This is a genomic window from Bradyrhizobium sp. LHD-71 (genome assembly GCF_031157255.1).
In the GTDB taxonomy this organism is placed as follows: domain Bacteria; phylum Pseudomonadota; class Alphaproteobacteria; order Rhizobiales; family Xanthobacteraceae; genus P52-10.
On sequence record NZ_JAVIFX010000019.1, the window covers coordinates 130,190 to 156,500 of the forward strand.

Annotated in this window: 17 protein-coding genes; 4 read left to right on the forward strand and 13 right to left on the reverse strand. The window is 62.0% G+C overall.

The window, feature by feature from the left end:
- Positions 1-98: 98 nt before the first annotated feature.
- Positions 99-809, reverse strand: coding sequence for a cysteine hydrolase (locus tag RCO31_RS21220; protein ID WP_308970477.1), 711 nt, complete (start codon positions 807-809; stop codon positions 99-101).
- Positions 810-1,046: 237 nt separating this feature from the next.
- Here RCO31_RS21220 and RCO31_RS21225 point away from each other — a divergent pair, with 237 nt between their 5' ends.
- Positions 1,047-1,640, forward strand: coding sequence for a TetR/AcrR family transcriptional regulator (locus tag RCO31_RS21225; RefSeq protein WP_308970478.1), 594 nt, complete (start codon positions 1,047-1,049; stop codon positions 1,638-1,640).
- A gap of 78 nt (positions 1,641-1,718) precedes the next feature.
- Here RCO31_RS21225 and RCO31_RS21230 read toward each other — a convergent pair whose 3' ends face one another.
- Positions 1,719-3,422, reverse strand: a complete 1,704-nt coding sequence (locus RCO31_RS21230; RefSeq protein WP_308970480.1) for an ABC transporter ATP-binding protein — start codon at positions 3,420-3,422, stop codon at positions 1,719-1,721.
- A 192-nt stretch (positions 3,423-3,614) separates the two neighbouring features.
- Between RCO31_RS21230 and RCO31_RS21235 the strand changes: the two genes are divergently transcribed.
- Positions 3,615-4,832, forward strand: coding sequence for an alpha/beta hydrolase (locus RCO31_RS21235; RefSeq protein WP_308970481.1), 1,218 nt, complete (start codon positions 3,615-3,617; stop codon positions 4,830-4,832).
- Between the two features lie 103 nt (positions 4,833-4,935).
- On the opposite strand, the gene RCO31_RS21240 is transcribed toward RCO31_RS21235, so the two are convergent.
- From RCO31_RS21240 to RCO31_RS21290, 11 genes are all read right to left on the reverse strand, one after another.
- Positions 4,936-5,304 (reverse strand): hypothetical protein, encoded by a 369-nt coding sequence (locus RCO31_RS21240; protein WP_308970482.1) that lies wholly within the window; start codon positions 5,302-5,304, stop codon positions 4,936-4,938.
- A 289-nt stretch (positions 5,305-5,593) separates the two neighbouring features.
- Positions 5,594-6,100, reverse strand: coding sequence for a hypothetical protein (locus tag RCO31_RS21245; RefSeq protein WP_308970483.1), 507 nt, complete (start codon positions 6,098-6,100; stop codon positions 5,594-5,596).
- A gap of 157 nt (positions 6,101-6,257) precedes the next feature.
- The gene (locus tag RCO31_RS21250; protein ID WP_308970484.1) at positions 6,258-6,836 is read right to left on the reverse strand and encodes a hypothetical protein; all 579 of its coding nucleotides are present in this window, start codon (positions 6,834-6,836) and stop codon (positions 6,258-6,260) included.
- Between the two features lie 5 nt (positions 6,837-6,841).
- Complete coding sequence (locus tag RCO31_RS21255) at positions 6,842-7,426, reverse strand: hypothetical protein (protein WP_308970485.1); 585 nt, start codon at positions 7,424-7,426, stop codon at positions 6,842-6,844.
- A gap of 77 nt (positions 7,427-7,503) precedes the next feature.
- Positions 7,504-8,844 (reverse strand): hypothetical protein, encoded by a 1,341-nt coding sequence (locus tag RCO31_RS21260; RefSeq protein ID WP_308970486.1) that lies wholly within the window; start codon positions 8,842-8,844, stop codon positions 7,504-7,506.
- 317 nt (positions 8,845-9,161) lie between these two features.
- Entirely contained in the window at positions 9,162-11,336 is a 2,175-nt protein-coding gene (locus RCO31_RS21265; RefSeq protein WP_308970487.1) for an Ig-like domain-containing protein, read from the reverse strand.
- Positions 11,337-11,448: 112 nt separating this feature from the next.
- Complete coding sequence (locus RCO31_RS21270; RefSeq protein WP_308970488.1) at positions 11,449-13,188, reverse strand: Ig-like domain-containing protein; 1,740 nt, start codon at positions 13,186-13,188, stop codon at positions 11,449-11,451.
- A 91-nt stretch (positions 13,189-13,279) separates the two neighbouring features.
- Entirely contained in the window at positions 13,280-15,331 is a 2,052-nt protein-coding gene (locus RCO31_RS21275; protein WP_308970489.1) for an Ig-like domain-containing protein, read from the reverse strand.
- A 454-nt stretch (positions 15,332-15,785) separates the two neighbouring features.
- Positions 15,786-16,220: a hypothetical protein gene (locus RCO31_RS21280; RefSeq protein WP_308970490.1), complete on the reverse strand. Its 435-nt coding sequence runs from the start codon at positions 16,218-16,220 to the stop codon at positions 15,786-15,788.
- Positions 16,221-16,378: 158 nt separating this feature from the next.
- A complete protein-coding gene (locus RCO31_RS21285) occupies positions 16,379-18,115 on the reverse strand; it encodes a hypothetical protein (RefSeq protein WP_308970492.1) in 1,737 nt (578 codons plus the stop codon).
- A gap of 89 nt (positions 18,116-18,204) precedes the next feature.
- On the reverse strand, positions 18,205-19,935 hold the full coding sequence (locus RCO31_RS21290; protein WP_308970493.1) for a hypothetical protein: 1,731 nt from the start codon (positions 19,933-19,935) through the stop codon (positions 18,205-18,207).
- A gap of 681 nt (positions 19,936-20,616) precedes the next feature.
- Here RCO31_RS21290 and RCO31_RS21295 point away from each other — a divergent pair.
- Both RCO31_RS21295 and RCO31_RS21300 read left to right on the forward strand, forming a co-directional pair.
- Positions 20,617-21,066, forward strand: coding sequence for a transposase (locus tag RCO31_RS21295; RefSeq protein ID WP_308970498.1), 450 nt, complete (start codon positions 20,617-20,619; stop codon positions 21,064-21,066).
- Positions 21,067-21,822: 756 nt separating this feature from the next.
- Positions 21,823-26,073, forward strand: coding sequence for an autotransporter outer membrane beta-barrel domain-containing protein (locus RCO31_RS21300; protein WP_308970494.1), 4,251 nt, complete (start codon positions 21,823-21,825; stop codon positions 26,071-26,073).
- Positions 26,074-26,311 lie beyond the last annotated feature (238 nt).

The following is a 26,311-nucleotide window of genomic DNA, read 5'->3' on the forward strand; positions in this document are numbered from 1 at the left end:
TCAAAACATTTCCGCGGACGTGGACCGATTGAAGGCTGAGTGTCTGCGGTTAACGCCACGAAAGAGCCGGGACCGATGGGATCCCGGCTCCTGGGTCTTCAGTTGCCGACACGAGCCGCGCCGTCACGCATTTGAGCGATCAACTTCTTGGACGCGATCCCTTCGCCAAAGTGGTGAAGCACGTGTCGTTCGAAATAGGCTTGCTGCTCGGGTTCGAAGGACGCGACGCCGTCGCTGACGACGTAGACGTTGTAGCCCATGTCGTGGGCCTGCCGCAGCGTCGACTCGATGCAGACGTGGGTCGCAAAACCCATCAGGATGATGGTGTCGATACCGTTGTTTCGCAGATAGGCGTCGAGCGTCGAATTGGTGAGCACGCTCGCACCGGAACGGCCACGCAGGACGAATTCGTTCTCGCGCGGCACGAACGGCGCAACGAAGCGCGATCCGCTCGCCTGCCAGGTCTTGAGTCGCGGGATCGCTGCACGCAAGCCCAGCTTTTCTTCGCCGCGCCCGAAGAGCAAGTAGTTCGGATCGTTGCTGAGATCGAGCGGCGCATGAACCACGTTCCATCCGCTGACCCGAGCCGCCTCGAGCACGTTGGCTGCAGCGGTTGTGGCACGCACCATGCCCTGCTTGTCCTTGACGAGCTCATTCGTAAGGACGGGGTTCTGGCCGATCCACTCGTCCTGAAACTCGACGAAGACGAGGGCGGCGCGATTTTTGTCGATCATGTGGGACTGTGCCTGCGCGTCCGACGACCGCAAGGCCGCCGGGATCAGGACAATGAACGTGAGCATCGGCATCATTATTGATTTCCACATTCCGGTCATTCTCCTCTTATGAGCGTGATCCGTTGGCTTGGCGTCAGGTTGCGCCGACACCGTTTCGGCCTGTTGCATTCGGGACTCCTTTCTTTCGGTTGATCGCACCCGAGGCGATCCGAACCGAGTGGCCTCAATGGAACGAAACGAGCCGTTTCGTTATGGCTTGATTTAAACGAGCCGTTTCGTTATTTCAAGGGGTGCCTGGCAAAGGAGCCTCACGTGTCCGTTACCCCGAAATCCATGTCGATCCGTCGCACCTCTATCGGGGCGCGGCGCAATCCGGAATCCGAGGCAGCCGTCCTTCAGGCGGCCCGACAGCTGCTGCTGGAGAAGGGATACGCGGGCTTTTCGATCGAGGAAGTCGCGCGACGGGCGGGTGCCGGCAAACCGACGATCTATCGCTGGTGGCCGACCAAGGCCGATCTGTTTATTGCGATCTACGGCGCGGAAAAAAGCGCGACGGTCGTTCTGCCCGATCACGGTGATCTGGCCCGTGATCTTACCCATTACACGGCTGATCTCTGGCGCTTCTGGCGCGACCATCCGGCCGGCAGCACCTTCAAGGGACTTATCGCCGAGGCACAGGGCAGCGAGGCCGCGCTCGACGCCTTGCGCACGAAGTTCCTGCCGGAACGACTGGAGCCGGTCCGGACGTTGTTCGAACGCGCTGCGGCGCGCGGCGAGTTGCGCAAATCCGAGATCGCGGATCGCGTGCAGCTATGGGTCGGCTTCAGCTGGTTTCGCCTCTTGACCGACCAGATCAATGACGACGACCGGCTCATCCGGCGGGTGATGACGTTGCTCGCGCGGTGATGTCAGTGGAGCGGGCCACCGCGGCCGGCGCTGATGCGGAGAGCAGGCCGCACGATCGGGCCACCGCTCTTGCCGCGTTCACGTTCCGACTGCAGTGAGCGGGTTGGCGCGCGGTTGCCTCGCTGCCTGGCCGCTTGCCAGACGAATGATCATGTCCTCCGATCGGATCACGCCGGTCCGATGCGTGATCGCAACGACAGTGACTTCCGCAGCCAATGCGCGGACATTGTCCATGATCTCGCGCTCGGTCGTATCATCGAGCGCGGAGCTCGCCTCGTCGAGGAAGAGGATTTCCGGATCCGCATACAGCGCCCGGGCGATGGCGATCCGTTGCCGCTCGCCGCCTGACAGCTTCAGCCCGCGTTCCCCGACCCTGGTGTCAAAGCCCTCCGGCAATCCCTGGATGAAATCCAGGATTGCGGCCCTTTCCGTTGCCCTGCGCAGCCGCTGCGCGTCCAGCTCGCGACCCAGTACAATATTCGTCGCAAGTGAATCATTAAGGAGCATCACGTCCTGCGGGACGACACCGATCCGGGTAAACCACTCGGCCCGCGAGATGTCGCGAAGGTCGATGTCATCGACCGTGATGCGGCCCGCTTGCGGTTCGATAGACTTCAGGGCGAGGCGGAATAGCGTTGATTTTCCTGCCCCGGTCTCGCCGGTGATGAATGTGATCCGCCCGCGCTTCGCTTCGAGCGTCAAGTCGCTGATACCGCGCGCGCCCTCATAGGCGAAGGTCACGTGATCGAATCTTAAGGTTCCCTGCACGAGGTCAAGGCGACGATCGATCGGCGCGTCGGCTTCTTCAGGTGCTGACCACATCCTGGCGAAAGGCAGAAGGCGTGAATAGGAGCGTACGACATCGTCGATCGCGCGGCCGATCATCTCGAAGGGGTGATTGAGCTGCAGCAACAGGCCGTTGAACAGGACGATATCGCCGAGGCTCAGCGTGCCGGCCCGATAGCGGGGCAAGAGAAGCGCGAACGTGATCGTGAACTGGACTGCCAAGGCAAGCCCGAAAATGCCGGCGTAGACGATGCGCTGGAGGCAAAAGGTCCGCCAGTTCTCAAAGACTTCGCGCGCCTTTGCGGAAAAGCGCTCGCTCATCCATCGATCTGCGCCGAACTGCCGCAGTGTCTCCATCGCGTTGATGGCATTGCCGACAAACTTGGCATTCTCCTGCGTTGCGGCAATTGCTGCATCGAGATAGGGGCGGGACCATTTGTTGGCGAAATAGGTGAGCGCGATGAACACGGCGCCGTACACGAAGACGATTGCGACGACTGTCGGGCTGATGATCGCTCCGAGAACGACCAGGGAAAGCACGATCTGCGTGAGACCGGGAATAAGAACAATGAGGCCAAGCTGGACGATAATGTTCAGGGCCTGCTGGCCGCTGGCTTGCGCACTTTGAATCTCCGACGGATTGTGGTCGATGAAGAAGGTGATCTGCTTTTTCACCAGCCGCTCAAAGAACGCCGTTCCGGCAATGAAGCCGAGATTCTCTGAACTGATGAACGACAGGTACAGCGCTGCGTGCTGAAGCGCGACGGACGCTCCGAGCAGGATCGCATAAATGGCGAAGGCATAGGCGGCGATGTCCCACGAGTCGCTGCTCAGTCGGTCGATGAGGCGCGAGAACACATACGGCGCGCTGACCGAGGCGATCGAAGAAAGGAAGACCACGATCGCGACCAGCGCGATGGTCCCCCGCGAAACCGCCCAGAATTTTCCGAGAATGGCCGTCAGCGGCTGGACGACATCATGCAAACCACGTTTCATGCGAGTTCTCGGACATATCGATGACGGCCCAGCGATATGCCAGCATTTCTCGGCGCGATATAGATCTCACGTAAAGCATAGAACCGTTCTTCGACCGGTTCCTTGCGCTGTGTCCTGGCGTGGGGCGATGACAAGGCGCGCCGTTGCGACCATATCAGTCGGAAACGGCCGAGAGGTCCGGACTCGCAGAACATGGCACGATTCTTCAGAAACGACCTGCACGAGGAGTTCGGGACATGGCCGCTCGGCTATACTGCGTATGGCGGCGCCGATGTCGGCGAGATCATCGCCATTGCGGATGCCGTAGGCACGGGTGGCGACACGGCCTATTTAGATGCCTGGGTCGCAGCCGGCGACCGGCTCGCGGCCGAGGCAACGGCTGCACTCAGCCGTGAGTCGCGTTTCAGCGCATGCGAACTCTACCTGCGCGCCAGCAGCTTTTATGCGACTTCGTATCATCCCCTTTACGGTGAACCGGTGGATGGTCGGCTGGTCTCCGCATTCCGGAAGCAAATGGCCGCCTTCGACAAGGGCTTGGCACTGCGTCCCAGTCCGGTCACCCCGCTGCGGATCCCTTTCGAGGGCACGAGCCTGCCAGCCTATCTCATCCCGGCCGACGGCTTGGTGACCGAGCGCCGTCCGTTGATCATCCTGACCAACGGCTATGATGCGACAGTCACCGAGATGTATTTCGCCTCGGCCGTGGCCGCCTGTGGGCGGGGATACCATTGCCTGATCTTCGACGGTCCGGGACAGGGCGAGATGCTGATCGAGCATGGCATCCGCCTTCGCGCGGACTGGGATTCAGTGGTGCGCGCGGTCGTCGACTGTGCGCTGACGATGGACATCGTCGATCCCGACCGGATCGCTCTCAGCGGATGGAGTCTCGGTGGCTTCCTGGCGCCGCGCGCGGTCGCGGGAGAACCCCGGGTCGCCGCCTGCATTGCCGATCCCGGAAGCCCAGGCATCGCTCCGGGCCTGCGCGGCTTCGCGATGAAACTCGGGCTGAGCGCACAGGAGGCCGACCACCTCGACACGGCGGACCAGAGCGTTTTCGACCGGATGCAGAAAATCATCGACAGCGAGCCGAAACTGCGATGGGCCATCGTGCAGCGCGGCTTCTGGGTTCACGGGGTCGACAATCTTCGGGACTATTTCCGAGCAGCAGCGGACTTCACGCTGGAAGGATGGGTCGAGAAGATCCGCTGCCCGACCTTGTTCACTGCTGCCGAGAACGATCCGCTGGCGAGCGGAACCGAGGCTCTGTTTGCGAGGCTGCAATGCCCGAAAGATCTCGCCCGCTTTACCGCAGCCGAAGGCGCAGGCGACCATTGTGAAATGCAAAACCGTTCGCTGTTGAATCGCCGCGTTCTCGATTGGCTGGATGTGACGTTCAAAATGAACAGATGACGGGGCGGATCGCTCAGCGCTTCTAAAAATCGCCGTCGCGACCATGTCATTCGGAAATGACCGAGAGCTCTGGATTGCAGACGCCGTAAGGATATACGCACGCTCAGCGTGCGCATATCCGGAAATCGGAGCCATCCCAACAGGCGGGGTCACTCTTCGCGCGACGTGCTTCGCCCCAGCGCGAGTTGATACCTGCGCGCGTCAAACCGCGCACCTCAGCCGCGTCAGGTGAGATGATCGAGACTGACATCGTCAGGATATCGCCGAGCAGCGGCTTGTTGCGGTCGGCGTTCTCCAGCCCGAACGAGCCGCCGCTCTCCGCCATGAACCGGCACGGGCCGTTCAACGCAACCTTGCCGCCGGACTCTATCCGGCATTGCACGAGCCGGTCTTTGCTCTGCGCCTCAGCCTCGGTACCGATCGCAAGCATGAGCATCGAGAGCGCGAAAGCGGAATGCAGTTTTGTCACCATCGTACTTCCCTACTTGAACGGCAAGGCACAGCAAGGGACATCAAACTTGTAGGAGACGCCTGCACAAATGTCGCGGGCTGCTCGCCGACGGAACAAGAACGTGGTGCATACCGCGTCAACGATCGATGCGAAGTCCAGCGGCCATTATATGTCGGGTCGATAGCGGCCTGCCATCTCAACGGGCCGCGCCTGAGACAGTTGCAGGCAAGTCCATGCCCCATAGTTAAGAACTGACGAATTCGGAGTGCGCCACTTTAGGCGTGCGCCGCTTGCCGCCGGCGATCTTCGCTCAGCGCTTTCGCAAAAATCGCAGGTACATCGGCCGCTCTGCCGCGACGCTGAGCGTCGGGGTGACATCATCGAATGCGGCGCGCGGCAGGATGAAGCTTTCCGTGACGGTGAACTGCGCGCCCGGCTGTGGCTTCGACAAAATCACGGTGTTGCAGCTTGTGGTCGTTATCCGCTTTCCGTCCGGCGACCGGACTGCCGCGGGAAGGAAGGTCGGCAGCCATTGCCTGCCCTGCGCGTCACGCAGCACAAGTTTACACGGCAGACGCGTCGTCATTCCACCTTCGCCGACAACCGCCTCGAGCTGCACCAACGCGACGGCCGAACCATCAGGGCGTTCGGCCGCGAGCCTGATATCCGCGAGCCGCCATTCCGCGCCGCCGAGTTGCGCCCTGGTGCCGGCCATCACCGGTCTCTCGATGAGCTCGCTCGATTGCCACCACTCACGCGCGTCGTCATACGCCTTGACTGCGACGACAAGGGGAATGGCGACGAGCAACGCCCACAAGGAACGTCGTCGCCACCGCCGTTCTGTGACGCTCATAGGTGAGCGAAGCGACGCCGTTCTTCGACCGGCTATAGACGAGCGAAGCGATGCCGTGTCTTGAACGGCCGCGGGACCCGTCATGGCGATTGCGGCCGTCGGCGTGTCGGTTGATGCGTGATCAGTCATCCGGAATTCCATTCACGTCGAGCGTGTCGGTGATCGCCGCCGTTCCCGTTGCCACACTCGAAAGCGATATGTGCGCTTCTGAATCGAGCCGCGGCCAGTTCGTCTCGGAAACGAGCAGGGTCGCATCGGCGATCTGATCGGCAGGAATCTCGAAGATCATGAGTCCGCGCTGTGGCGGCAAGCCGGGTTCGAAGCGGCGACCGAGAAGCGCGCCTGGCGCGTTCTCGGCGCGGCTGCTGGCGATATAGCGAAGCCCCGTCGGGCCTCGCCACGTTGCGCCGTTGACGGTGACGGACTCATCTCGCGCGGCGAGCCTGGCAGTGACCACCGCCCAGACGCCCGTCGTATCCCGCTCGTGGGTGCGCCCGTAACGTGTGAAACGCAGGCGTCGCGCAAAGCGGACCGTTTCCAGCGTGACGTCGAACCGTCGCGTCTCGATGAGGTCGCCGATCCGGCCGGCCTCCGGAATTGGGCCCGTCAGTTCGGCATAACCGGGCGTTGACCGCTGCATCGCAAGCAGCAGGCCGGCCGCGGCGGCGATGGCGATGAGATATGCAAACGGTCGGGTCATGCGACTCAATCCGATCCCGTGACCGGCAGCGTCACGGTGGCAACCTTCGTCGGGTTGAACCATCCCGGCGCGCCATAGAGATTGTCGCGCGGCTTGTAGGTCTTTGCCGTGATGGTCAGGCGAACATGCGTCGGGATGGCGGCATTTTCAGCCAGCGGCCACATGGCTGCAACACGTTCGGTCATGTTCGGGTGCAAGGTGCTCAGGATCGCCTTGTCGCGCATGAGATAGAATGTCGGCGTGCCTTCCATCCTGGCGCCGAGCGGCTCCGCCGCCAGCACGGAAGCAAAGTCGTTGCGCGATGATGCCGTCTGGTTCGTCATATCAAGCTCGATGACCAGCGCACGTGTTCCCTTGGACACGGGGTTGCCATCGGGCCGACGCATCTGGATCGCCGCTTGCAACGGCACCACCTGCCAGGCACCCGCAGCGATGGGAGCGCTGGGCTCGACTTGCGGGATCTGCGCGCTCGGAACAGCTTCCACGATCGCATACCCGGTCGAGACGATCACGGCAATCGCTCCGCCTATCCCAGTGACGATGCGTGTCGCGAGGCCTTGCCTCAGGCCAGAAATGTTGAGCAGCGGCATGTCACCTCAACGCATCTGAAGGAATGGGGATCGAAGCGCACGATAGCTCTCATCGTCTCCCCCGGAAAGCGGCTCACTCATGCCCGGCGCTCCGATGTCGAGAGCGCACATTTGACGATCGCTGCAAGGAAGCAGATCCGCACAACCTCGAAGATCACGCCCCTTCCGGGTTCGGCCGGTCCGCCAATGAACACTGAAAGGAGATCGGCAATCACCTGCCACAGCCCGATCTCGTGGGGGCCGACCAGGCGGCTCATTGCAAGCCACGTCCACGCCGCCGTCCAATCGAGCGCCCGATAGCCGACGATCAACGTGATCAACAGAAGCGGACTTGCGGTCAGTGTCCGCCACACGGTCTCGATCACCGGCAGATAGCGGGAGCGATAGCCGCTGACGAAATGATCGATGAACCGGCGGGCGGTGAGCGGCAACGATGCATAGCGCTTCGACAGTCCGCCGATATGACGCTGGCGCCCGATCGCGGAGGTTGTCGCGAGATCATAACCGCAGATGAGCGCAGCCATCACCAGCCAGACGACAGGCAAGAGCGCATAGAAGAACAGGCTCCGTGCCGTCGCGACAAGCCCTGGCTCCACCTGTTCGACCGGCACGAAGGAGCTGGCCCACGCCGCCGTCACGAACGGATCGATCCAGATCTGCAGCCATTGCCAGAGCTGCCACAATCCCCCTGATCCGATCCACTCCCAGACCTGATCCTTCCACCGGCTGAGAACATACAGACCGATAAAGATCCAGTTCGTGTCGCAGGCGACGATCACGAATTGCCAGGGTGCAGCCTTCGTCCGGTTCCGCATCGACTTGGCGAACCAGCGCACGGCCCAGGACAAGGCGACCGAGAGCAGGAGCCATCGTGAGTCGAGGACGTCGAGGATGCTGCCCTTCGGAGCATCCGCATCGAACGGGTTGAATCGGCTCAGTGCGATCCGCGAATATTCGCGGACCGTATCGCCAAGGAATCCCCAGGCGGCGTAATACGCGAAAAACGGAACAAGGACGTGAGCGGTGACGGTTCCCAGGCTCATGGCCGACAGACCGCCGCGCGCAGGCCCGTCGGCACGCGACACTTCCTCTACGCCTTCGTCGGAGGGCTGCATGACTGCCCAGATGATCTGGAACATCAGCACGATGACGACGAGCTTCGTCAGCACGACGAGCGACAGCACCCCCAGTCCTGCGAGACGGTTGACCAGCCCGACGCTGACCGAGAGCGACAGCAGACTATCGCTCACCAGCCTGCCAAGCAGTGCCAACAAGAGGAGCTGAGGCCAGAGCCGCAGGGCAAGCCGCAAGGTCAGTTCCAGGGGCGCCAAGACGTACGCTTTGACCAGATGCGCCCGTCCGGGACGAGCGGCGGCGACGCCCTCGTGCCCCGCATTTCGAAGTTCGTATTCCATCACGATGATGTCTTACACGAACTTGCTATTTGCTTCAGTCCTTTTCAGCATGACAACAGGCGAGAGCGCTGATTATTGCGAGCCATGGCCGTCCGAAGAACGGTGTCGCTTCGCTCGCCCCATAGCCGTTCGAAGAACGGCGTCGCTTCGCTCGCCCCATGGCCGTTCGAAGAACGGCGTCGCTTCGCTCGCCTATGGACCCCGCTTAGGACGGCGATGCGTCCCTGATCGGGATGGCCGGATTCCGACTCGCCCTACGGGCTACGCGGGGGTAAGCAAACCCGGCAACGATGAGCCCGCGCACCGTTCCTCAACGACGCTCAGGACGGCACTCTGATGATCTTGAAGTAACACGTGCTGTCGGGGCTGGTATGATCGGCCGCGAGCACGTTGATGCCACCCAGTTGAAGGGTATGGGTTCTCGAGACATACGGCAGGCTCTGCAGGCCGGTGTTCTGAAGGGTGACTTTCGAATCGCCATCCTCGTAGTTGATGCGAAAACCCGATGTGCCGTCTTGCAGCGACCATCCGGACGTGGCGATCAGGTATGGCACATCGAAATCATCACTGACCGTGCTTGACGCCACGTCCAGGTTCAGGCCATCTTGAGCGGCGATTTGACCGCCGGTGTGGGATGAGACCGTAAACTTGCAGAGGTCGTCCGGTTGCGCCTTGTCGCAAGCAACGATATGGCCCGAGTCGTAGGTTCCATACTCCGGCGCCAGGCTGACATAGGTTCCGATATCCGTGACCAGATAGATCGTGCTCGAGACGGATGCGAACGTGAAGTCCTGAGTGTCGTTGAAGTTCGGAAAATCCTTCAGCGCGCCCTGGACTTTGACGTCCTCTGCGTTGGTGTCCGTGAAGGAGGCGTTGGCGATGTCCTTGCCCAAGGTTGAATCGTAATGTGTCTGGACATAGAGCGTCTGGCCGGTGGAGCCGGGCTGGATATTGGGGTCCCCGGTCAATACGAACGTGGCCGAGCCGCTCAGGAAATCGAATGTCACCACCACGGGATCTGAGAGGCGACCGCCATTGTCGGTGACCACGACCTGCGCCTCGTCCGGCGTGCTTCCGTCGGCGGCCTGGTTGTTTGCGAGCGGCGGGTCGGTGAAGGTGAGCTCGTAACTGGGGGCGGCCGTGAACTGGAATGGCAGCGATGGCGGGATCGACTTGACGTTTTGATCCTGTTGCAGGGCGGCACTGATGGTCACCGTCTCGACCTTGCTGTCGACGAACGAAACCTTCGCATATCCGCCCGATGTTCCGACGACGGTGGTCTGTCCGCCGGTCAAGAACTGTGCCGATGAGGACTGATTCAGGCTGAACTGAATCGCTGTGCCGTCGGAGACGACGGCGCCGTCGCGGGTGACCGGTCCCACCTGCGCCACGTCCGGCGTCGTGCCGTCTGCTGCCGCATTGTTGGCGACCGGGGTCAAAGGCAGCGACCAGACCGCCTTGAAGGTGAAGGGCCGGGCAGGAGGCTGCTTTGCAAGGCCGCTTTGCAACTGGGCGTTCAGATTGACGGTCTCGCCGAACTCGTTGGCGTCGGTGAAGGCGACGGTGGCATAGCCGCCGACCGTCTCCACGGTGGCTTGCTTTGAGCCATCGGGAAAGGTCGCCGATTTGTCGGCTGGCAGAGTGAAGATCACGTTCTGTTGCTGGCCCGGATCGGTGACTACCGTGCCATTCGAGCTCTCGAGCGTTGCTTCGGCAGTGTTCTGCTGCGTGCCGTCGGCATAGACGTTGTTGGTCACAGGGCTCAGCAGTAGCAGGTACAGCGAGGCCTGGCCGAAGGTCGGGTTGGCATCCTGATATTTGCGGCCGCACCAGATGTCGACGGTGATCGTTCCCTGGTCGGGGTAGGTGACGCTGCAACTCGCCTGCCCGTTCGGATCCGTTTGCGTGATCGGCGGATCGATCGTTGCCCCGTTCGGGCCGTAGAAGGCAACCCAGGCATTCGGAATGCCTTGGCCGTTCGCATCATAGACGGTGACCTCGATGCCGTCGGTGCCGCCGGGAGGCTGGTTGTTGGGATTGATGGTCGGCGTGCCGATGTGGTCGACAACGACACCCTGCCTGTCGGGAGAGTTGACGATCGTGACCGATGTAGTGGGCGAACAGAACACCGTTCCGCCCGAGAGCGTCTCGGTGATCGTGTAAAAGACCTTGTACTGTCCGTCTGGCAGCTCGCCGGCTTTGAAGTAGAAGGGATAGGGCTGGCCGTCCGGCGGGTTGGTGTTGGGATCGATCATCCAGCTTTGCGGTGGGGCGTCGCCGAAATAGACGGTGATGACGTCTTCGGTCGTGAAACTGTTCTCGAGCTGATCGACGTTGACAATGATGTCACCGTCCGTGTCCAGGCCCCAGCGCCAGTCGTCGAGGACACCGTTTGCGTCAGCTTGTGGAAGTGCAGGTGCAGTCCGGTGCGGATCCGGAATGCACTGCACGCTGTCGGATCGTGCTTGGGCTTGCGCATGTCTCTTCTGTGCCATTGGTATGTTCTCCATCGGTGCAGCTTGGACCTGACGGCTGTGTGGTGTACGTCGGCACAGTCGTCATTTCGTCACGGTCAGGTCCCGCTCGACCATCCGAGTCGGAAGGCGTTTAACGCCCGCCGCCCCGCGTCTCGGGAGGATTCCTGATAGTCACGGAGATCTTGACGGGCGTGACGCTCGGCACATCCGGTAGCGACACGTCGACGATCCCGAACGCAAACGTGACCGACCCGACCCCGCATTCTGCTCTGGTCTTGCCATCTTCGGACTGCGCTTTCACTGTGACCCAACCGCTGCCCTGGTCGACGATCTCGTCGGAGGAGCCAATCGACAACCCGGAGGGGTTCTCGAGTTGAAACTTCACCTTGGTCCCGATCGGCGCGTTGACCCCATTGAGGGTGAGGTCGACCCAGGCGTGGGCCGCCGACTGGTCGGCCGTTCCCGGAATATGGCCTGGCGTCAGCACCCAGCCCGCGCCTTGATTTGTGCTGAACTGGAACGGCAGCGAGGGCGGGATCGCCTTGACGTTTTGATCCTGCTGCAGGACCGCGCTGATGGTGACGGTCTCGACTTTGCTGTCGACGAAGGAGGCTTTCGCATATCCACCCGATGTTGCGACGACAGTGGTTTTCCCGCCGCCGACAAAATTCGCCGACGAGGACGCGTTGAGCTGGAATTCGATCATCGTGTTGTCGGGAACGGTCGCGCCATCGCGGGTGACCGGCCCCACCTGTGCCACATCCGGCGTGCTGCCGTCCGCCGGCGCATTGTTGGTGATCGAGGCCAAAGGCAGTGACCAGACCGCCTTGAAGGTGAACGGGAGTGGGGGAGGCGGCGCGGCGTCCCCGCTTTGCAGCTGGGCGTTCAGGTTGACGGTTTCGCCGAACTCGTTGCTGTCGGTGAAGGCGATACTGGCATAGCCGCCGACCGTCTTCACCGTGGCTTGCTTTGAGCCGCCGGGGAAGGTCGCTGATTTGTCGGACGGCAGGGTGAAGATCACGTTCTGCTGCTGGCCGGGATCGGTGACCACCATGCCGTTCGAATTTTCGAGCGTCGCCTCGGCGGCGTTCTGCTGCGTGCCGTCGGCATAGACGTTGTTCGTCACCGGGCTCAGCAGCAGCAGATATTGCGAGGCCTCTCCGAACACCGGATTGGCGTCCTGGTATTTGCGGCCGCACCAGATGTCGATGGTGATCGTCCCGTCGTCAGGATAGGTGACGCTGCAGCTCGCCTGCCCGCTCGCATCCGTCTGCGTGACCGGCGGATCGATCGTCGCTTCGCTCGGGCCGTAGAAGACGACCCATGCATTCGGAATCCCTTGGCCGTTCGCGTCATAGACGGTCACCTGGATGCCGTCGGGACTGCCGGGCGTGGCGTTGTTGGGATTGATTGTCGGCGTGCCGATGTGGTCGACCACGACACCCTGCCTGTCAGGTGAGTTGACGATGGTGACGGGCGTCGTAGGTGAGCAGAACACGGTTCCGCCCGAGAGTGTCTCCGTGATTGTGTAGAAGACTTTGTATTGTCCGTCGGGCAACTCGCCGGCTTTGAAATAGAAGGGATAGGGCTGGTCGTCGGGCGGGTTGGTGTTGGGATCGACCACCCAGCTCTGCGGCGGGGCATCACCGAAATACACGATGATAATGTCTTCGGTGGTGAAACTGTTGTTGATCTGGTCGACATTGACGACGATGTCGCCGTTCGTATCCAGGCCCCAGCGCCAGTTGTCGAGGACGTTGTTGCCGTCCGCCTGCAGAATCTTCGGCGCGGTCCGGTGTGGATCGGGAATGCAATTCACGCTCCCGATCTTTGTTTGAGCTTGCGTGTGGGGGTATGTCCGCCGTTTCATCGATATTTCTCCATCTGTGGTTCGGCGAACTGATCGTTGCCGCTCTTTTCGTGATGCCTTCACATTCCCAGAACAGGCCTTCGTCCTGTCGTCATGACGACGAGAACGTTATGGTGCCCGTGGCAGCTTGCCCCGCCACGTCGACGAGCGTCGCAGCGACCTCGAGCTGTTCTGCTTTAGTGTCATGAACCCAGACGGTCTTTGGATCGTAAGAGGGATCCTTGACGATCTGGCAGCATTTCGGATTGATGACCGTGAACTCGGTATTGGCCGGATCGAAGTAGGCCGAGCTCGTCGCGGCCAATGTCAGTCGGAGCAGATGGGGATTGCTGTCGCTGCCGCCGACGTCGGACGGCACATAAAAAACATCGACCAATGCCGGCCAGCCATTCGCCACGCCAGGGGCCGCGCCCGGCGGATTGACGTTATACGGCCAGAACTCACCGACGAATGTGAACGGCAGCGAGGCCGGGGCCGCTGATCCGTCCTGCAACGTTGCGGTCAACAGGACCTTTTCGCCATTGTAAGCGCTGCTGGTGAAAGATACGTCGGCGAATCCGGCAGTGGCGGCCACTTCCTTACGCTTCGGATCGCTGGAGTCCAGGAAGGATGCCGAGCTTTGAGCGGGCAGGGTGAAGACCACGGTGCCGGTGTAGGACGTGTCCACCTGACCGGAGCCGTCCGTAACGCAAACGAGCGCGCGGTTTTGCGTCGTCGCGTCCCCTTGCACGGCCCCCCAAGCCCAATCCATGGCGGCATAGAGCTGCATGGTGTGCGGCAGGCCGCTCTTGAACTGGAAAGGCAGCGATGGAGGGGTGGACAGGACATCGGGATACGTCTCGAGCCAGGCGCTGACGCTCACCAACTCCGCCTTGCTGTCGACAAAGGAGGCCTGCGCATAGCCATTCAGTGTTTTGACGATGGTGTCCTTTCCTCCACCGACAAAGTTGGCCGATGAGGTCGAGTTGAGCTGGAAGTGGATCCGCGTGCCGTTCGTGACACCGGCACCGTCACGCGTGACAAGTCCCACTTGCGCCACGTTGGGTGTCCCGCTGCCCGCCGCTGCATTGTTGGTGACCGGCGTCAAAGGTAGTGACCAGACTGCCTGGAACGTGAAAGGCAGCGCAGGAGGCGGCTTTGCGAGACCGCTTTGCAACTGCGCGTTCAGATCGACGTTTTCGCCGAGCTCGTTGCTGTCGGTGAAGGCGATGGTGGCATAGCCGCCGACGGTCGGAATCGTGGCTTGCTTTGAGCCGTCGAGGAAGGTGGCTGATTTGTCAGGCGGCAGCGTGAAGATCACATTCTGCTGCTGGCTGGGATTGGTGACCACCGTGCCGTTGGCATATTCGAGCGTGGCCTTGGCCTGGTTCTGCTGCGTGCCGTCGGCATAGGCGTTGTTGGCCACAGGGTTCAGCGGCAGCAGGTAGAGCGAGGCCTGCCCGAAGACCGGGTTGGCGTCCTGATATTTGCGGCCGCACCAGATGTCGACGGTGATCGTTCCCTGGTCGGGGTAGGTGACGCTGCAGCTTGCTTGCCCGCTTGAATTCGTCTGTGTGACCGGCGGATCGATCGTCGCCTCGCTCGGGCCGTAGAAGGCGACCCACGCATTTGGAATCCCGACATTGTTCGCATCGTAGACGGTCACCTGGATGCCGTCGGTGCCGCTGGGAGGCTGGTTGTTGGGATTGATGGTCGGCGTGCCGATGTGGTCGACGACGACACCCTGCCTGTCGGGTGAGTTGACGATGGTGACGGGTGTGTTCGGCGAACAGAACACGTTTCCGCCCGAGAGCGTCTCCGTGACCGTGTAGAAGACGTTGTATTGTCCGTCGGGCAGTTCGCCGGCCTTGAAGTAGAAGGGATAGGGCTGGCCATCCGGCGGGTTGGTATTTGGATCGATGATCCACTGTTGCGGCGGGGCGTCGCCGAAATAGACGGTGATGACATCCTGGTTGGTGAAATTGTTCTCGAGCTGATCGACATTGACGAGGATGTCGCCCTCCATATCCAGGCCCCAACGCCAGTCATCGACGACGCCATTTGCATCAGCTTGTGGAAGCGCAGGCGGGATCAGGCGCGAATCGGGAATGCATTGCACGCTTTTCGATCGTGCTTGAGTTTGCGCATGTATCTTCGATGTCATCGCAGTGTCTCCGCTGGTCGCGAACGACGTCGTGTGTTTCGTCGTGCCTCACATCCACAATAGCCAGGGCGCGCGCTGGAGCTATTCGATTCGCTTTGCGTGGTTTCGTGCGCGTGAAACGGATGTTCGTTATCGAATATCGATGGCGCGCTGCGCTTCACTCATTCGTCATTGCGAGCCATAGCCGTTCGAAGAACGGCGTCGCTTCGCTCGCCTGTAGCGGCGCGGCAATCCAGAACGGCGTCGCCGCGCGTGCGGCGCTTCAGACTGGATTGCTTCGCTTCGCTCACAATGACGGGTCTGGTTGCGCGCGACGATGCCTTGCCGTCATTGCGAGCCGCGTAGCGGCGCGGCAATCCAGAACGGCCACGCCGCGCGTGCGGCGCTTCAAACTGGATTGCTTCGCTTCGCTCGCAATGACGTTTGGGGTATGTTCGGAGAAACCCGATCCGCCTTACAGCGTTCGCTGCAGATCGATCTCGCCGAGCCGCATGTCGGTTCGACCGGCGCAATTGACGACCAGCACGGACACGGACGGCGACGTGCATGAGAGACCGCCGAAGCATGACCGCTCCTGGACTCTGTAGTAGACGCCGTATCTGCCGTCCGGCAGATCGTCGGCCGCGAAGCGGAACGTGTAGGGAATGTGAGGCGGCGGATCGGCCCGGGCATCGACGATGTGCTGTCGCATGCGGCCGCCGAAACAGACGGTGATGGTGTCGCCGTCTATGAAGCGGTTGACGACGCGCTCGACCTGGACGGCGATGTGATCGCCGTCGCCGTCACGCGCCGGAAGGCCGCGTTCGATGACATTGGTCCGGTTCGCCTGCGGCAGAATCGGAGGCGTAAAATCGGGGCCGGCATGATCAGCCGCGGATTTCCTTTCCATTGCGGCGTTCCTCCAAATGAAAGAGCGACAACTCAAAAGCCACGAGAGAAGTCGGCGCTTCTCGATCCATGAGGTCGTCCCCGAATATCGCTGTCGCTCATGCGGGCTACAGACTAGAAAAATCAGCCGCTGCATCGCGGCGGCTGATCGTCTCTGCCTCAATAGGGGTAGGCGGTGTTGAGGACGGTCCGGTAAACATTGGAGTAGTCGACCGCGACGTTGTCTATCAAATCCCAATAGACGACGAAGAATCCGGCATCGTCCATCACGCCGGCGCCGTAGTCGTAACCGGCAACCACATTTTGCGGCCAGGGGATATCCAGATAACCCGGATTCGAAGGCACGACAGTCGGGGTCTTCAACAGGTCGAATTGGTCCCGTCTTTTCGTCGCGGCGTGTGTGTAGGTGCGGTCCGTCGCGAGGCCATTCTGATAGACCTTTCCCTGAACCGTTTTCCCGACAACAGACGGATCCTTGATCCTGATGACCAGCCCTCCCTGCAGGATCGTGGCGACCGTGATTGCGGTCGGCGGCACAAGCGGATTGCCGATCGGGACAAGCTGGCCATTGACGAGTTGTCCTTGATAAACCTCCACGGAAGCATAGACAGAATTCGGTGGATCGGGCTCGTTCAGGATCTCGGCGTCGAGATAGGCCGATGCGGTCTGCGAATAGCCAGCGATATTGTCACGCTTCAAATAGAGATAGCTGATGCTGTTGAGATCGGACGGCACGCATTTTCCGCAGTTGTGCTGATCCGTAGTTGCTGCGCAGACATTGAGGTTCGCCAGAGGGACGGTAAATTTGACCTGCTTCTGGCCGTTGTAGAGTTCGATATCGGCGTCCTCGGAAAGCTGTGCCGCCAGCATCGCCGGCGCTCCGCCGCCCACCTGATTCATCAGGGCATAGCACACGAGGGCCACATCGGGATCACTGGGGATCCAGATGGTCGCGCTTGTGTCGTGTTCTCTCGGCTCCAGGCAAAGACCGTTCGTCAGTTCGATGTTGGGTGAGCCCGGAAGCGCTTGATCATCCGGCTGCTTTTGCGCTTTCAGAATGAAGACGCCAGGTGATTGCTGGTCGGCGTCTGCCAGCATGCCGATCACCTCCACATAGCCTTGCTGGAGAAGCCCGCTGTTCTGGGGTGCTTTGGGCTTGAAGGTGAAGGAAAGGGAGCCAAAACTATCCACGATGGGAAGGCGAAATGCCGTGTAGGAGTTGTAGTTGTACTCCACGGGGTAGGCTTGTGGAGTCAGCAAGGTATCGCCGCTGTCGTCATAGACATCGACATAGGTCTTGAAAGCGTCGTCGCCGTCGTAGAAGCCCCGTGCGAGGATGATGACTTCTATTCCCACGTAAGTGTTGGCCAGGTCCTGGGTTGTGATCTGCGTGACGGCTGACACGGAAGGCCGTGGGCTCGTTCCATCCCAGGCAGGGATGAGACTGCTGCCGATGTTGAAGCTGAGGGATGCTTCATTGATCGGCGTCAGTGGTCCTGACAGGAAATTCGGGTTGAGCTTTGCCTGTCCGGCATCGTTGGCTTGAGCCGCGAAGCCGATCGTTTGGCCCGCCACTGCTGTTGGCGCGGTTGCCAGCATGAATGTTGCCGTGCCGGCTTGCGGGTTTTTCGGATCCGGCACCACATAGACCGTCGCCGATTGCGCGGTGGAATCGCCATATTGCGAGCCGCCGGAATTGGGGTCGGCGTTCCACAGGTAGCAGTTGGTGAAACTGCTGACAGTGACCTGAATCGTGTTGGGCTGAATCGTCGTACTCGACGAATAGTTCAGCGCGACGGTCGTGCCGTCCTTGCCGATGCTGGACGGCATCAGCATGCCGTTCTGCCAGTTATCCGGCAAAGTCAGGCTCGGTCCGGATGTGAGGATTGCTTGCATCGCAATGTACCTTCGAGAAGGGAAATCCGATTGAACTGGATGTCGAAAAAAGATCAGCCGCCGTTTTGCGGCGGCTGATCTTGCGCAGGTTAGAGATAGGACGAGTCCAGGATCGTCCTGTACACGTTCGAGTAGCTGCCCGGTGTGTTGGCGCCAACCACATCCCAGAACACGACGAAGAAGCCGGCATCGGACATCTCGCCGCCGCCGTAATCGTAGCCAGCGACCTGATCGGCGGGCCACGGGATATCAAGCGTTCCGGTGCCTGACGCCGCTTGCGGCGTCTGCAGCAGATTGAAGATGTCCCGCCTCTGCTTCTGCTTTCCGTTACTCCAGGCGCCAAGGCCGTTCTGGTACACCTGTCCCTGAACCTTCTTGTTGGCCACCTGCTGGTCACTGATCCGGATGACAAGCCCGCCGCCCAGAAGGCTTTGGGGTGTAATCGCCGTGCCGGGCAGGATCGGATGAGTTTCGTCGGCAACGAGCTGGTTGCTCACCATCTTGCCTTGGAACAGCAGAGGCGCTGCGTAAACCTGGGTGGGCGGGTGCGGTATGTTCAGAACCGTCGTATCCAGCCAGACGCCTGTCGAATCCGAGTACGTGCCTTGGCCGAGGGTGTCGCAGTACATGAAGCTCAAGGTGTTCAGGTCGGCATTTGTGCAATTCTCGCACCCGTGATCGTCGGAGGCCGTTGCACAGACGGCGAGGTTGGCCAGCGGAATCTGGAATTTGACCTGCTGCACGCCGTTATACACTTCGATATCGGCATCATCAGGCAGCTGTGCCGCCAGGATGGTTGGAGTCTGCGTGCCCTTCTGGCCGATCAACGCATAGCATCCGAGATTCAGGTCGTTGCTGAGTGGAATCCAGATCGTTGCGGCGGTGTCGGTCGCGAACGGCTTGAGGCAAAGACCCGTGACTCGCTCGACTTCGGGGGAGTCGCTGATGGTGTTGCCAGACGGATTCTGCGCGTTCAGAACATAGAGACCGGGCGATCTCACCTGGGATGACGCGAACATGCCGACCATGTCCACGAATCCCTGGATTGGCAGGTCGCCGGTCTGTGGCGCCTTGGGCTTCAGGTAGACGTAGACCTTGCCGAAATTTCGATCGCCCTGCAGCCGGTAGGTCGTATAGGTGTTGCCCTGATACGTGGCCTTGTATGGCGAGGGCGTCAGTTTGGTGTTGCCGGTGTTGTCGTAAACATCGACATATTGCGCGAAGGCATCGATGCCTTCGGCAAACCCCTGCGCGATCAGGATTACATCGACCCCGGGATATTTCGTGGCACCATCAGTGCTCGTGAGCCTGGCGATTGCCTGTACGGAGGGCGCTTCGCCAGTTCCGTTCCAGGACGGCAGGTAGCTGGTATCGATGCCGAACAGCGCCACACCCGAGGCGGTCTCGGTCATGGGCGCCGATGCGAAGTCCGGAGTCAGCTTTGTCGACGCGGAATCATTGACCTGGGCCGAGAAGCCTGCGACGGCGCCTACAGCTCCCCGTGTGCCCATCAGGAATGTTGCCGTGCCCTTCGTTGGATCGCTTCCGGGTACGACGGCGGCTGTCGCCTGTGTCGCGAACGGGTCCGCCGACTTGGTCGCATCCCACAGGTAGCAATTCGAAAAGTTGCTGACGGTCACCGTGGTGTTGTTTGGGATGTTCGCGGTGTCCGTATAGAGGAACGTGATGGTCGTGCCGTTCTCGCCGATGCCCACCGGCATTTGCATGCCGTTGGTAACGGGCGCCTGCAACGTAAGCGTCGGGCTGGCCAGTGTCGCCACGCCCGTTGTGGTTTTGGCTCTGCTCATTACTGAAGTCATTGATGTCTCCTTGTCGTGACCTGTTCGTTGATCGAACTGCATGGCTCAACGATCATGCGCATTCACCGTGCCACCTCGTTGCAGCGTGCGCGACTCGTTTCCCCAAAGAGCGTTAGGCAAGCGCTAGCTTGATGATTGGTGATAGATGACGGATGTCAGATGGCGGAATGTCATCCGCGTCCAGCGCCATCGCTCAAATGTAGCCCGCATGAGCGAAGCGACATGCGGGAGCAGCGCAGGCCGGGCATTGGGAAATGCGTTTGCCGGATGATGAGATGCCGTTCGCACGAGCAAGGCGTACATACGCCGGCGCTGTTGAGTGATCGTGCAAACCTCCCCGCATATCGCTGCGCTCATGCGGGCTACGATGCTGCACCGGGTCACTTCGTCCTCATGAGACGCTTGGCGCACGCGTGCGCCAGACATGTAGCCCGCATGAGCGCAGTGACATGCGGGGAGCGACGCACGTCAACCATTGGCAAACGCGTTGCCGGATGATGAGATGCCGTTCGCGGAGCAAAACGATAACGCGCGCGCTACTGTGTAAACCTCCCGCATCTCGCTGCGCTCATGCGGGCTACAACGATTCAAAGGTGAGCCGCGGTTCGGTACCGGCGAAACTTCGTTCCCGGCGCGACCTATTTCTTTACTGTGACGCTGGCGGATTGACGGTCATCCGCGCTGGTCGATCACGTCGACCCTCTGCGCGAGTCGTTTCGCACGGCTGCGCGGGAGCGTCCGTTTGCGATCGATGCGATCGTGATTCTGCCTGATCATCTGCATGCAATCTTCACCTTGCCGGAAGAGGATGCGGATTTTTCGGGCCGGTGGCGGCGGATCAAGGGACATTTCAGCAACCAGTTGGTCGTCGCGGGTGCGGCGACCAGGCGCCGCGCCAGCGGAGCCCTGGTGCTTTGGCAGCCGCGCTTCTGGGAGCACACGATCCGCGATGAAACCGATTTCGAGCACCACGTCGATTACATCCACTTCAATCCCGTGAAGCATGGCCTTGTGACCCGCGTGCGCGATTGGCCGCGTTCCTCGTTTCACGCCTATGTGCGCCGCGGCCTGTTGCCCGACGATTGGGCCGGCGACGCTCGCGAGGCCGCGACAGGCTACGGCGAGCCGTAATCTGTAGCCCGCATGAGCGCAGCGACATGCGGGAACGGCGCCGGCACCATCCGTTTCGCACTGGCAAAACACGTTGCCGGTGATGGAATGGCACTCCATGAGCAAATGAACATGCTAGCGGCGGATGCCGGCCGACTGCGCGGGCATTCCCGCATGTCGCTGCGCTCATGCGGGCTACGATGCTGAGGTTGCCATTTGCGAATCAGCATCTGTCCGTGCTGGCGGTTGTGGCTTCAAGGCAACGCTTCGACGAATTCCTGTGTCGGTGCGGAGTCGATCATCGGCGGGCCCTCAATCGCATGGCGCCAGTAGGCGGCATCCGGCGGGCAAGAAGCGCCCGGTGGGGACGTGCGATAGGTCGTAAGGTGATGTTCGTCCAACGTTTTTGTGGCAGGCGGCGAGGAGACATGAAGGCAGCGCGCACCGTCATGGGCTCGCGCCGCCGGAGCCCGCTGCTCGCATCGTCCGCCGCAACGTCAGGTAGCCCGTTTATTGTAGCGCAAGTTTTTTACGCTATCATAGGTTGTGATTTGAATCGATCGTCGGCGGGCAGCGCCGAAGAGACGCGTTGCGCTGCCTTTAAGGCCGATGATGTCATTGGGGGAACTGCGCGGGCGCGGCGCAGCGGGCGGCATGATCGCACGTCGGAATGCAGAAGCGGCTGGTCTTCAAGGTCTTTGCGATCAGCGCGTCCCATCGCGCCTGTGCGGCGGCCCCGATGTCAAAGACACCCCTGTCAAATGTGTAAAACGGCTGTTGCTCTCGGCCTTGTCCTCACTCGTGCTGATGCAGGCGATGGTCGGATTGGCGGCGACCGCGGGCGGAATTGCTGTCCTTGGCGTCACGTCCGCATCAGCTCAAAGCGTTGGCGGCACGGGTGGTGGCGCAGCAAACAACTCCGGCGGTGGGGCAGGAGGCGATCTTCTGTCCCTACCGCAAGGCGGAGTCGGGGCGAATTTTACTCCTAACGTCCCTAATTCCGGAGCTGCGGGCGGCGGCGGTGGCGGCCCTGGCGGCGGCGACGGCGGCAAGGGCGGAGACGGTTTTATCATTGCCAATCCACCCGCCGGCGCTGGGGGAGCCGGCGGCGACGTGTCAAACGGTGGAATTGGACAGAACGGACAGAACGTTAGCGTAAATGCAACACAGAACAACGGTAACTCTGCTGGCGGCGCCGGCGGTGGGGGACGCGGTGGCCTGCATGGGACGGCGCTCGCTCCGACCGGAGCGATCGGCGGGGTTGGCGGCAATGGTGGTATGGCTACCTCGACCGGTACCTATAATAATGGCAACGGTTCAGCGAGTGGCGGCGGAGCTGGTGGCGGGGGAAGCGGCGGCTATGGCTGGGTGCTGACCGGCACATCCTCGAATGTACCTACGACACTCAACATCACAGGCGGCAATGGCGGCAATGGCGGGAATGGCGGGGCCGCCGACACGACCGGGACGACGATCACGGGGGGTGGCTTAGGTGGCGGAGCGGCTCTCGGCGGATTTGGCGGCAATGGAGGGGATGGCGGAGTTGGCGCCTATCTTGCAAGCCCGGCCGCAGGCGCCGCATTCACCAACACCGTGACGATAACGGGCGGAGATGGCGGGATCGGCGGTGATGGCGGGACGGCCGCAGCTTCGGCAAGCGCTGACGGTCCGGTTCAGGGCGCCGGCGGTAATGGAGGCGCTGGTGGCGTTGGCCTGCTGGTCGACAACACGGCAAACGTTACCGTAACGATCAACAATAGTGCCACCATCCAGGGCGGCAACGGCAACCGGGGCGGGGCAGGTTCTGGATTTTTCCAGACGAGTCCACCGAGTGTTGCCAATGGCGGCGCCGGCGGGCATGGCATTTCCGGATCCTCTCTCACCATCGTTAATGCCGGCGGAGCGACGATCGCCGGCGGCAGCGGCGGTAACGGTGGTGCGAACGCCGGCGGTGCCGCTATCGCCAGCAATGGCGGCGACGGCGGCGAGGGCATCGCGGGATCCAACCTCATAATCACCAACGCGGGCACGATCTCTGGCAACACTGGTGGCGCCGGCGGCAACGGCACCGGGGGCAATGGCGGTGACGGCGGCGACGGTATTGCAGGGACCAATATCACCATCGTCAACAGCGGCGCGATCTCTGCCGGCGCCGGCGGCGCGGCTGACGGCAGCGGCACGGCCGGCGCCGCCGGCGCCGCCATCCGATTCACCGGCGGCACCAACACGCTGGAAATCCAGTCGGGCTCCACCATCACCGGCAATGTGGTCGCCTTTAGCACCGCCGATACCTTCCGGCTCGGTGGCGCGACCAGCGACAGTTTCGCTGTCTCGCAGATCGGCCCGGCCGCGCAGTATCAAGGCTTCGGTATCTTCGAAAAGACCGGTGCCAGCACCTGGACGCTGACCGGAACGACGACGGCGGTGACGCCCTGGACGATCACGCAGGGCACGCTGGCGATCTCGTCCGACGGCAATCTCGGCGCGACTTCGGGCGCGCTCACGCTGAACGGCGGCACGCTGCAGACGACGGCGGATATCACGACATCGCGCAATGTGCTGATCAACAGCACGGGCGGCGCAATCAATACCAATTCAGCGACTACACTGCAGATCGACGGCACGATCGGCGATGGCACCGGCTCCCCCGCCGGGGTGCTGACCAAGACCGGCGCCGGCACGCTGGTCCTGACCGGCAGCAACACCTATTCCGGCGGGACCTCCATCGCGGGCGGTACAGTGTCGATCTCGTCAGCCGGCAATCTCGGTACCGGCCCGCTTAGCTTCAATGTCGACCCCAACCAGCCCAACCTCACCCGCACGCTGCAGACCACGGGTGCGACGCCCATCGTCTTTGGGCAGACCGTGACCTTCAATACGGACGGCACCCTCAATACCGGAGTCGATCTGACGCTGAGCAACACGATCGGCGGAACGGGCAGCCTCACGAAACAGGGCAGCGCCAACCTGATCCTCACCGGCGACAACAGTTCTTATGCGGGCAACATCACGGTCTCCGACGGTTCGCTGCAGGTGGGAAATGGCGGCAACAGCGGCACGCTCGGCACCGGCAACGTCGCGCTGACCAATGCGGACAACACACTTATTTTCAATCGCTCCGGCTCCTACGCGTATAACGGCCAGATCACAGGCAATGGCGGTGTGGTCCAATCCGGCGGTGCCGGCAGCGTGATTACATTGGGCGGCGCCAACAGCTATGCGGGCGGCACCACCATCAATAGCGGGACAGTGTCGGTTTCGTCGGCGGGCAATCTCGGCACAGGCGGCCTCACCTTCAATGGCGGTACGCTGCAGGCCACGCAGAGCTTCACGCTCGATGCCTCGCGCACAGTGACGATAAATTCCGGCGGCGGCACATTCGACACCTCACCCGTCGCAACGACCCTGACAGTCGCCGGCCAGGTGACCGGCGCGGGCGGGCTCACGAAATCCGGCGCCGGCACGCTCGTCTTGGCCAATGCCGGCAACGATTACCAGGGCGCGACCAACATCAATGCCGGCACGCTGCAGGTGGACGGCGCGATCACGCAATCGGCGGTGAACGTGAACAGCGGCGGCACGTTGAGCGGCATCGGTACGCTCGGCGGGCCGGTGACGAATGCAGGCAACATCGCGCCGGGTCATGGCGGCCCCGCCGGTGCGCTCACCTTGACCGGCGCCTACACCGGCGCCGGCGGCACGCTGACCATCCGCACCGCCTTTGCCGGCAGCAGCGCGTCGACATCGCAGCTCGTGCTGAGCGGCGCGGGCGCCTCGGCAAGCGGCTCGACCAGCGTCGCCGTGGTCACCAGCGGTGTCGGCAACGTGACCTCGGGCAACGGCATCCAGATCATCGCCGCACAGAACGGCGCGACCACCGCGGCCAATGCGTTTGCGCTTGGCGGGCCGGTGGTGGCCGGCGCCTTTCAGTATCAATTCGGCCGCGGCACCTCTGGCGGCGCCGACGAGCTGAATTCCTGGTATCTGCGCTCGCACATCGATCCGCCTGTCCCACCGCCGGGACCTGGGCCTGGTCCTGGCCCCGGTCCTGCGCCGCAGCCCATTCCGCTCTATCGCCCGGAGGCGTCGCTGTTCTCCGCCGCGCCCGGCATGGCGCGCGAGCTCGCGCGCAACACCGTCGGCACCTTCCACGATTACAACGGCGATCAAGGCCTTCTGCGGGGTGGCGGCGCACCGGGACCGGTGTGGGCCCGCGCGTTCGGGCAATCGACGAAGCACAGCCATTCCGGCACGCTGGGTACGAGCTTCGACGGCCATAGCTGGGGCATCCAGAGCGGCATCGATCTGTTCCGCAGCGGCATCGCCGACACCTTCAACGACCGCTTCGGCATCTTCATGGGTTATGCCGAGGCCAAGGGCGACGTGAACGGCTTCGCCCTCGGCGCGCAGAACGCCTTCACCGGCTCGCCGTCGCTCGAAGCCGTCAGCGTCGGCGGCTATGCGACGCGCGTCGGCCCGACCGGCTGGTATCTCGATGCACGGGTGATCGGCACGCGCTATTCCGCCGGCGGCGTCTCCGAGGTCAACAAGATCGCGATCGAGACCAAGGGCTGGGGCGTCACCGCATCGCTCGAAGGCGGCTATCCGATCCCGCTCGGTTACGGCATCACGCTCGAGCCGCAGGTGCAGGTGATCTACTCGACGCTCGACCTGTCGGGCTTCGATCGCGCCAGCAGTGTCGAGTACCGTTTGCCCGACGCCGTGTACGGCCGCATCGGCGTCCGCCTCGCCGGCAACCAGTTCTTCGGCATGCCGAACGTGCGGCCCTATCTGAAAGCCAACGTCTGGCAGGATTTCGTCGGCACCGATCGGGCGATCTTCGACAATGCGCACGTCATCGAAGCACGCCAGCGCCTGACGGCCGTGGAACTCGGCGGCGGCTTTGTCGCCCAGCTCACGCAAAACATCGGCGTATGGGCGGCGGTCGACTACACCACCGACGTCGCCGGCGACGACGGCGACCGCGAGGTGATCCGCGGCAACGGCGGCCTGCGCGTCGTGTGGTGAGAGTCTGATCCGCGCCTCGTGATTGCGACCAGGCTTAGCCCCTTCGGTTGCGCCATACTCGTCATTGCGAGCCGCGAAGCGGCGCGGCAATCCAGTCTGAGCTTGCCGCAAATGCCGCGCTGGATTGCTTCGTCGCTTCGCTCCTTGTATTGGCGCGCCCCGCTATAATCCGACTGTTCCGAGAGGAACGACCCGCTTCGGGCGGCCACCCGAAGCGGGTCGCCGATCGTCGGATCGA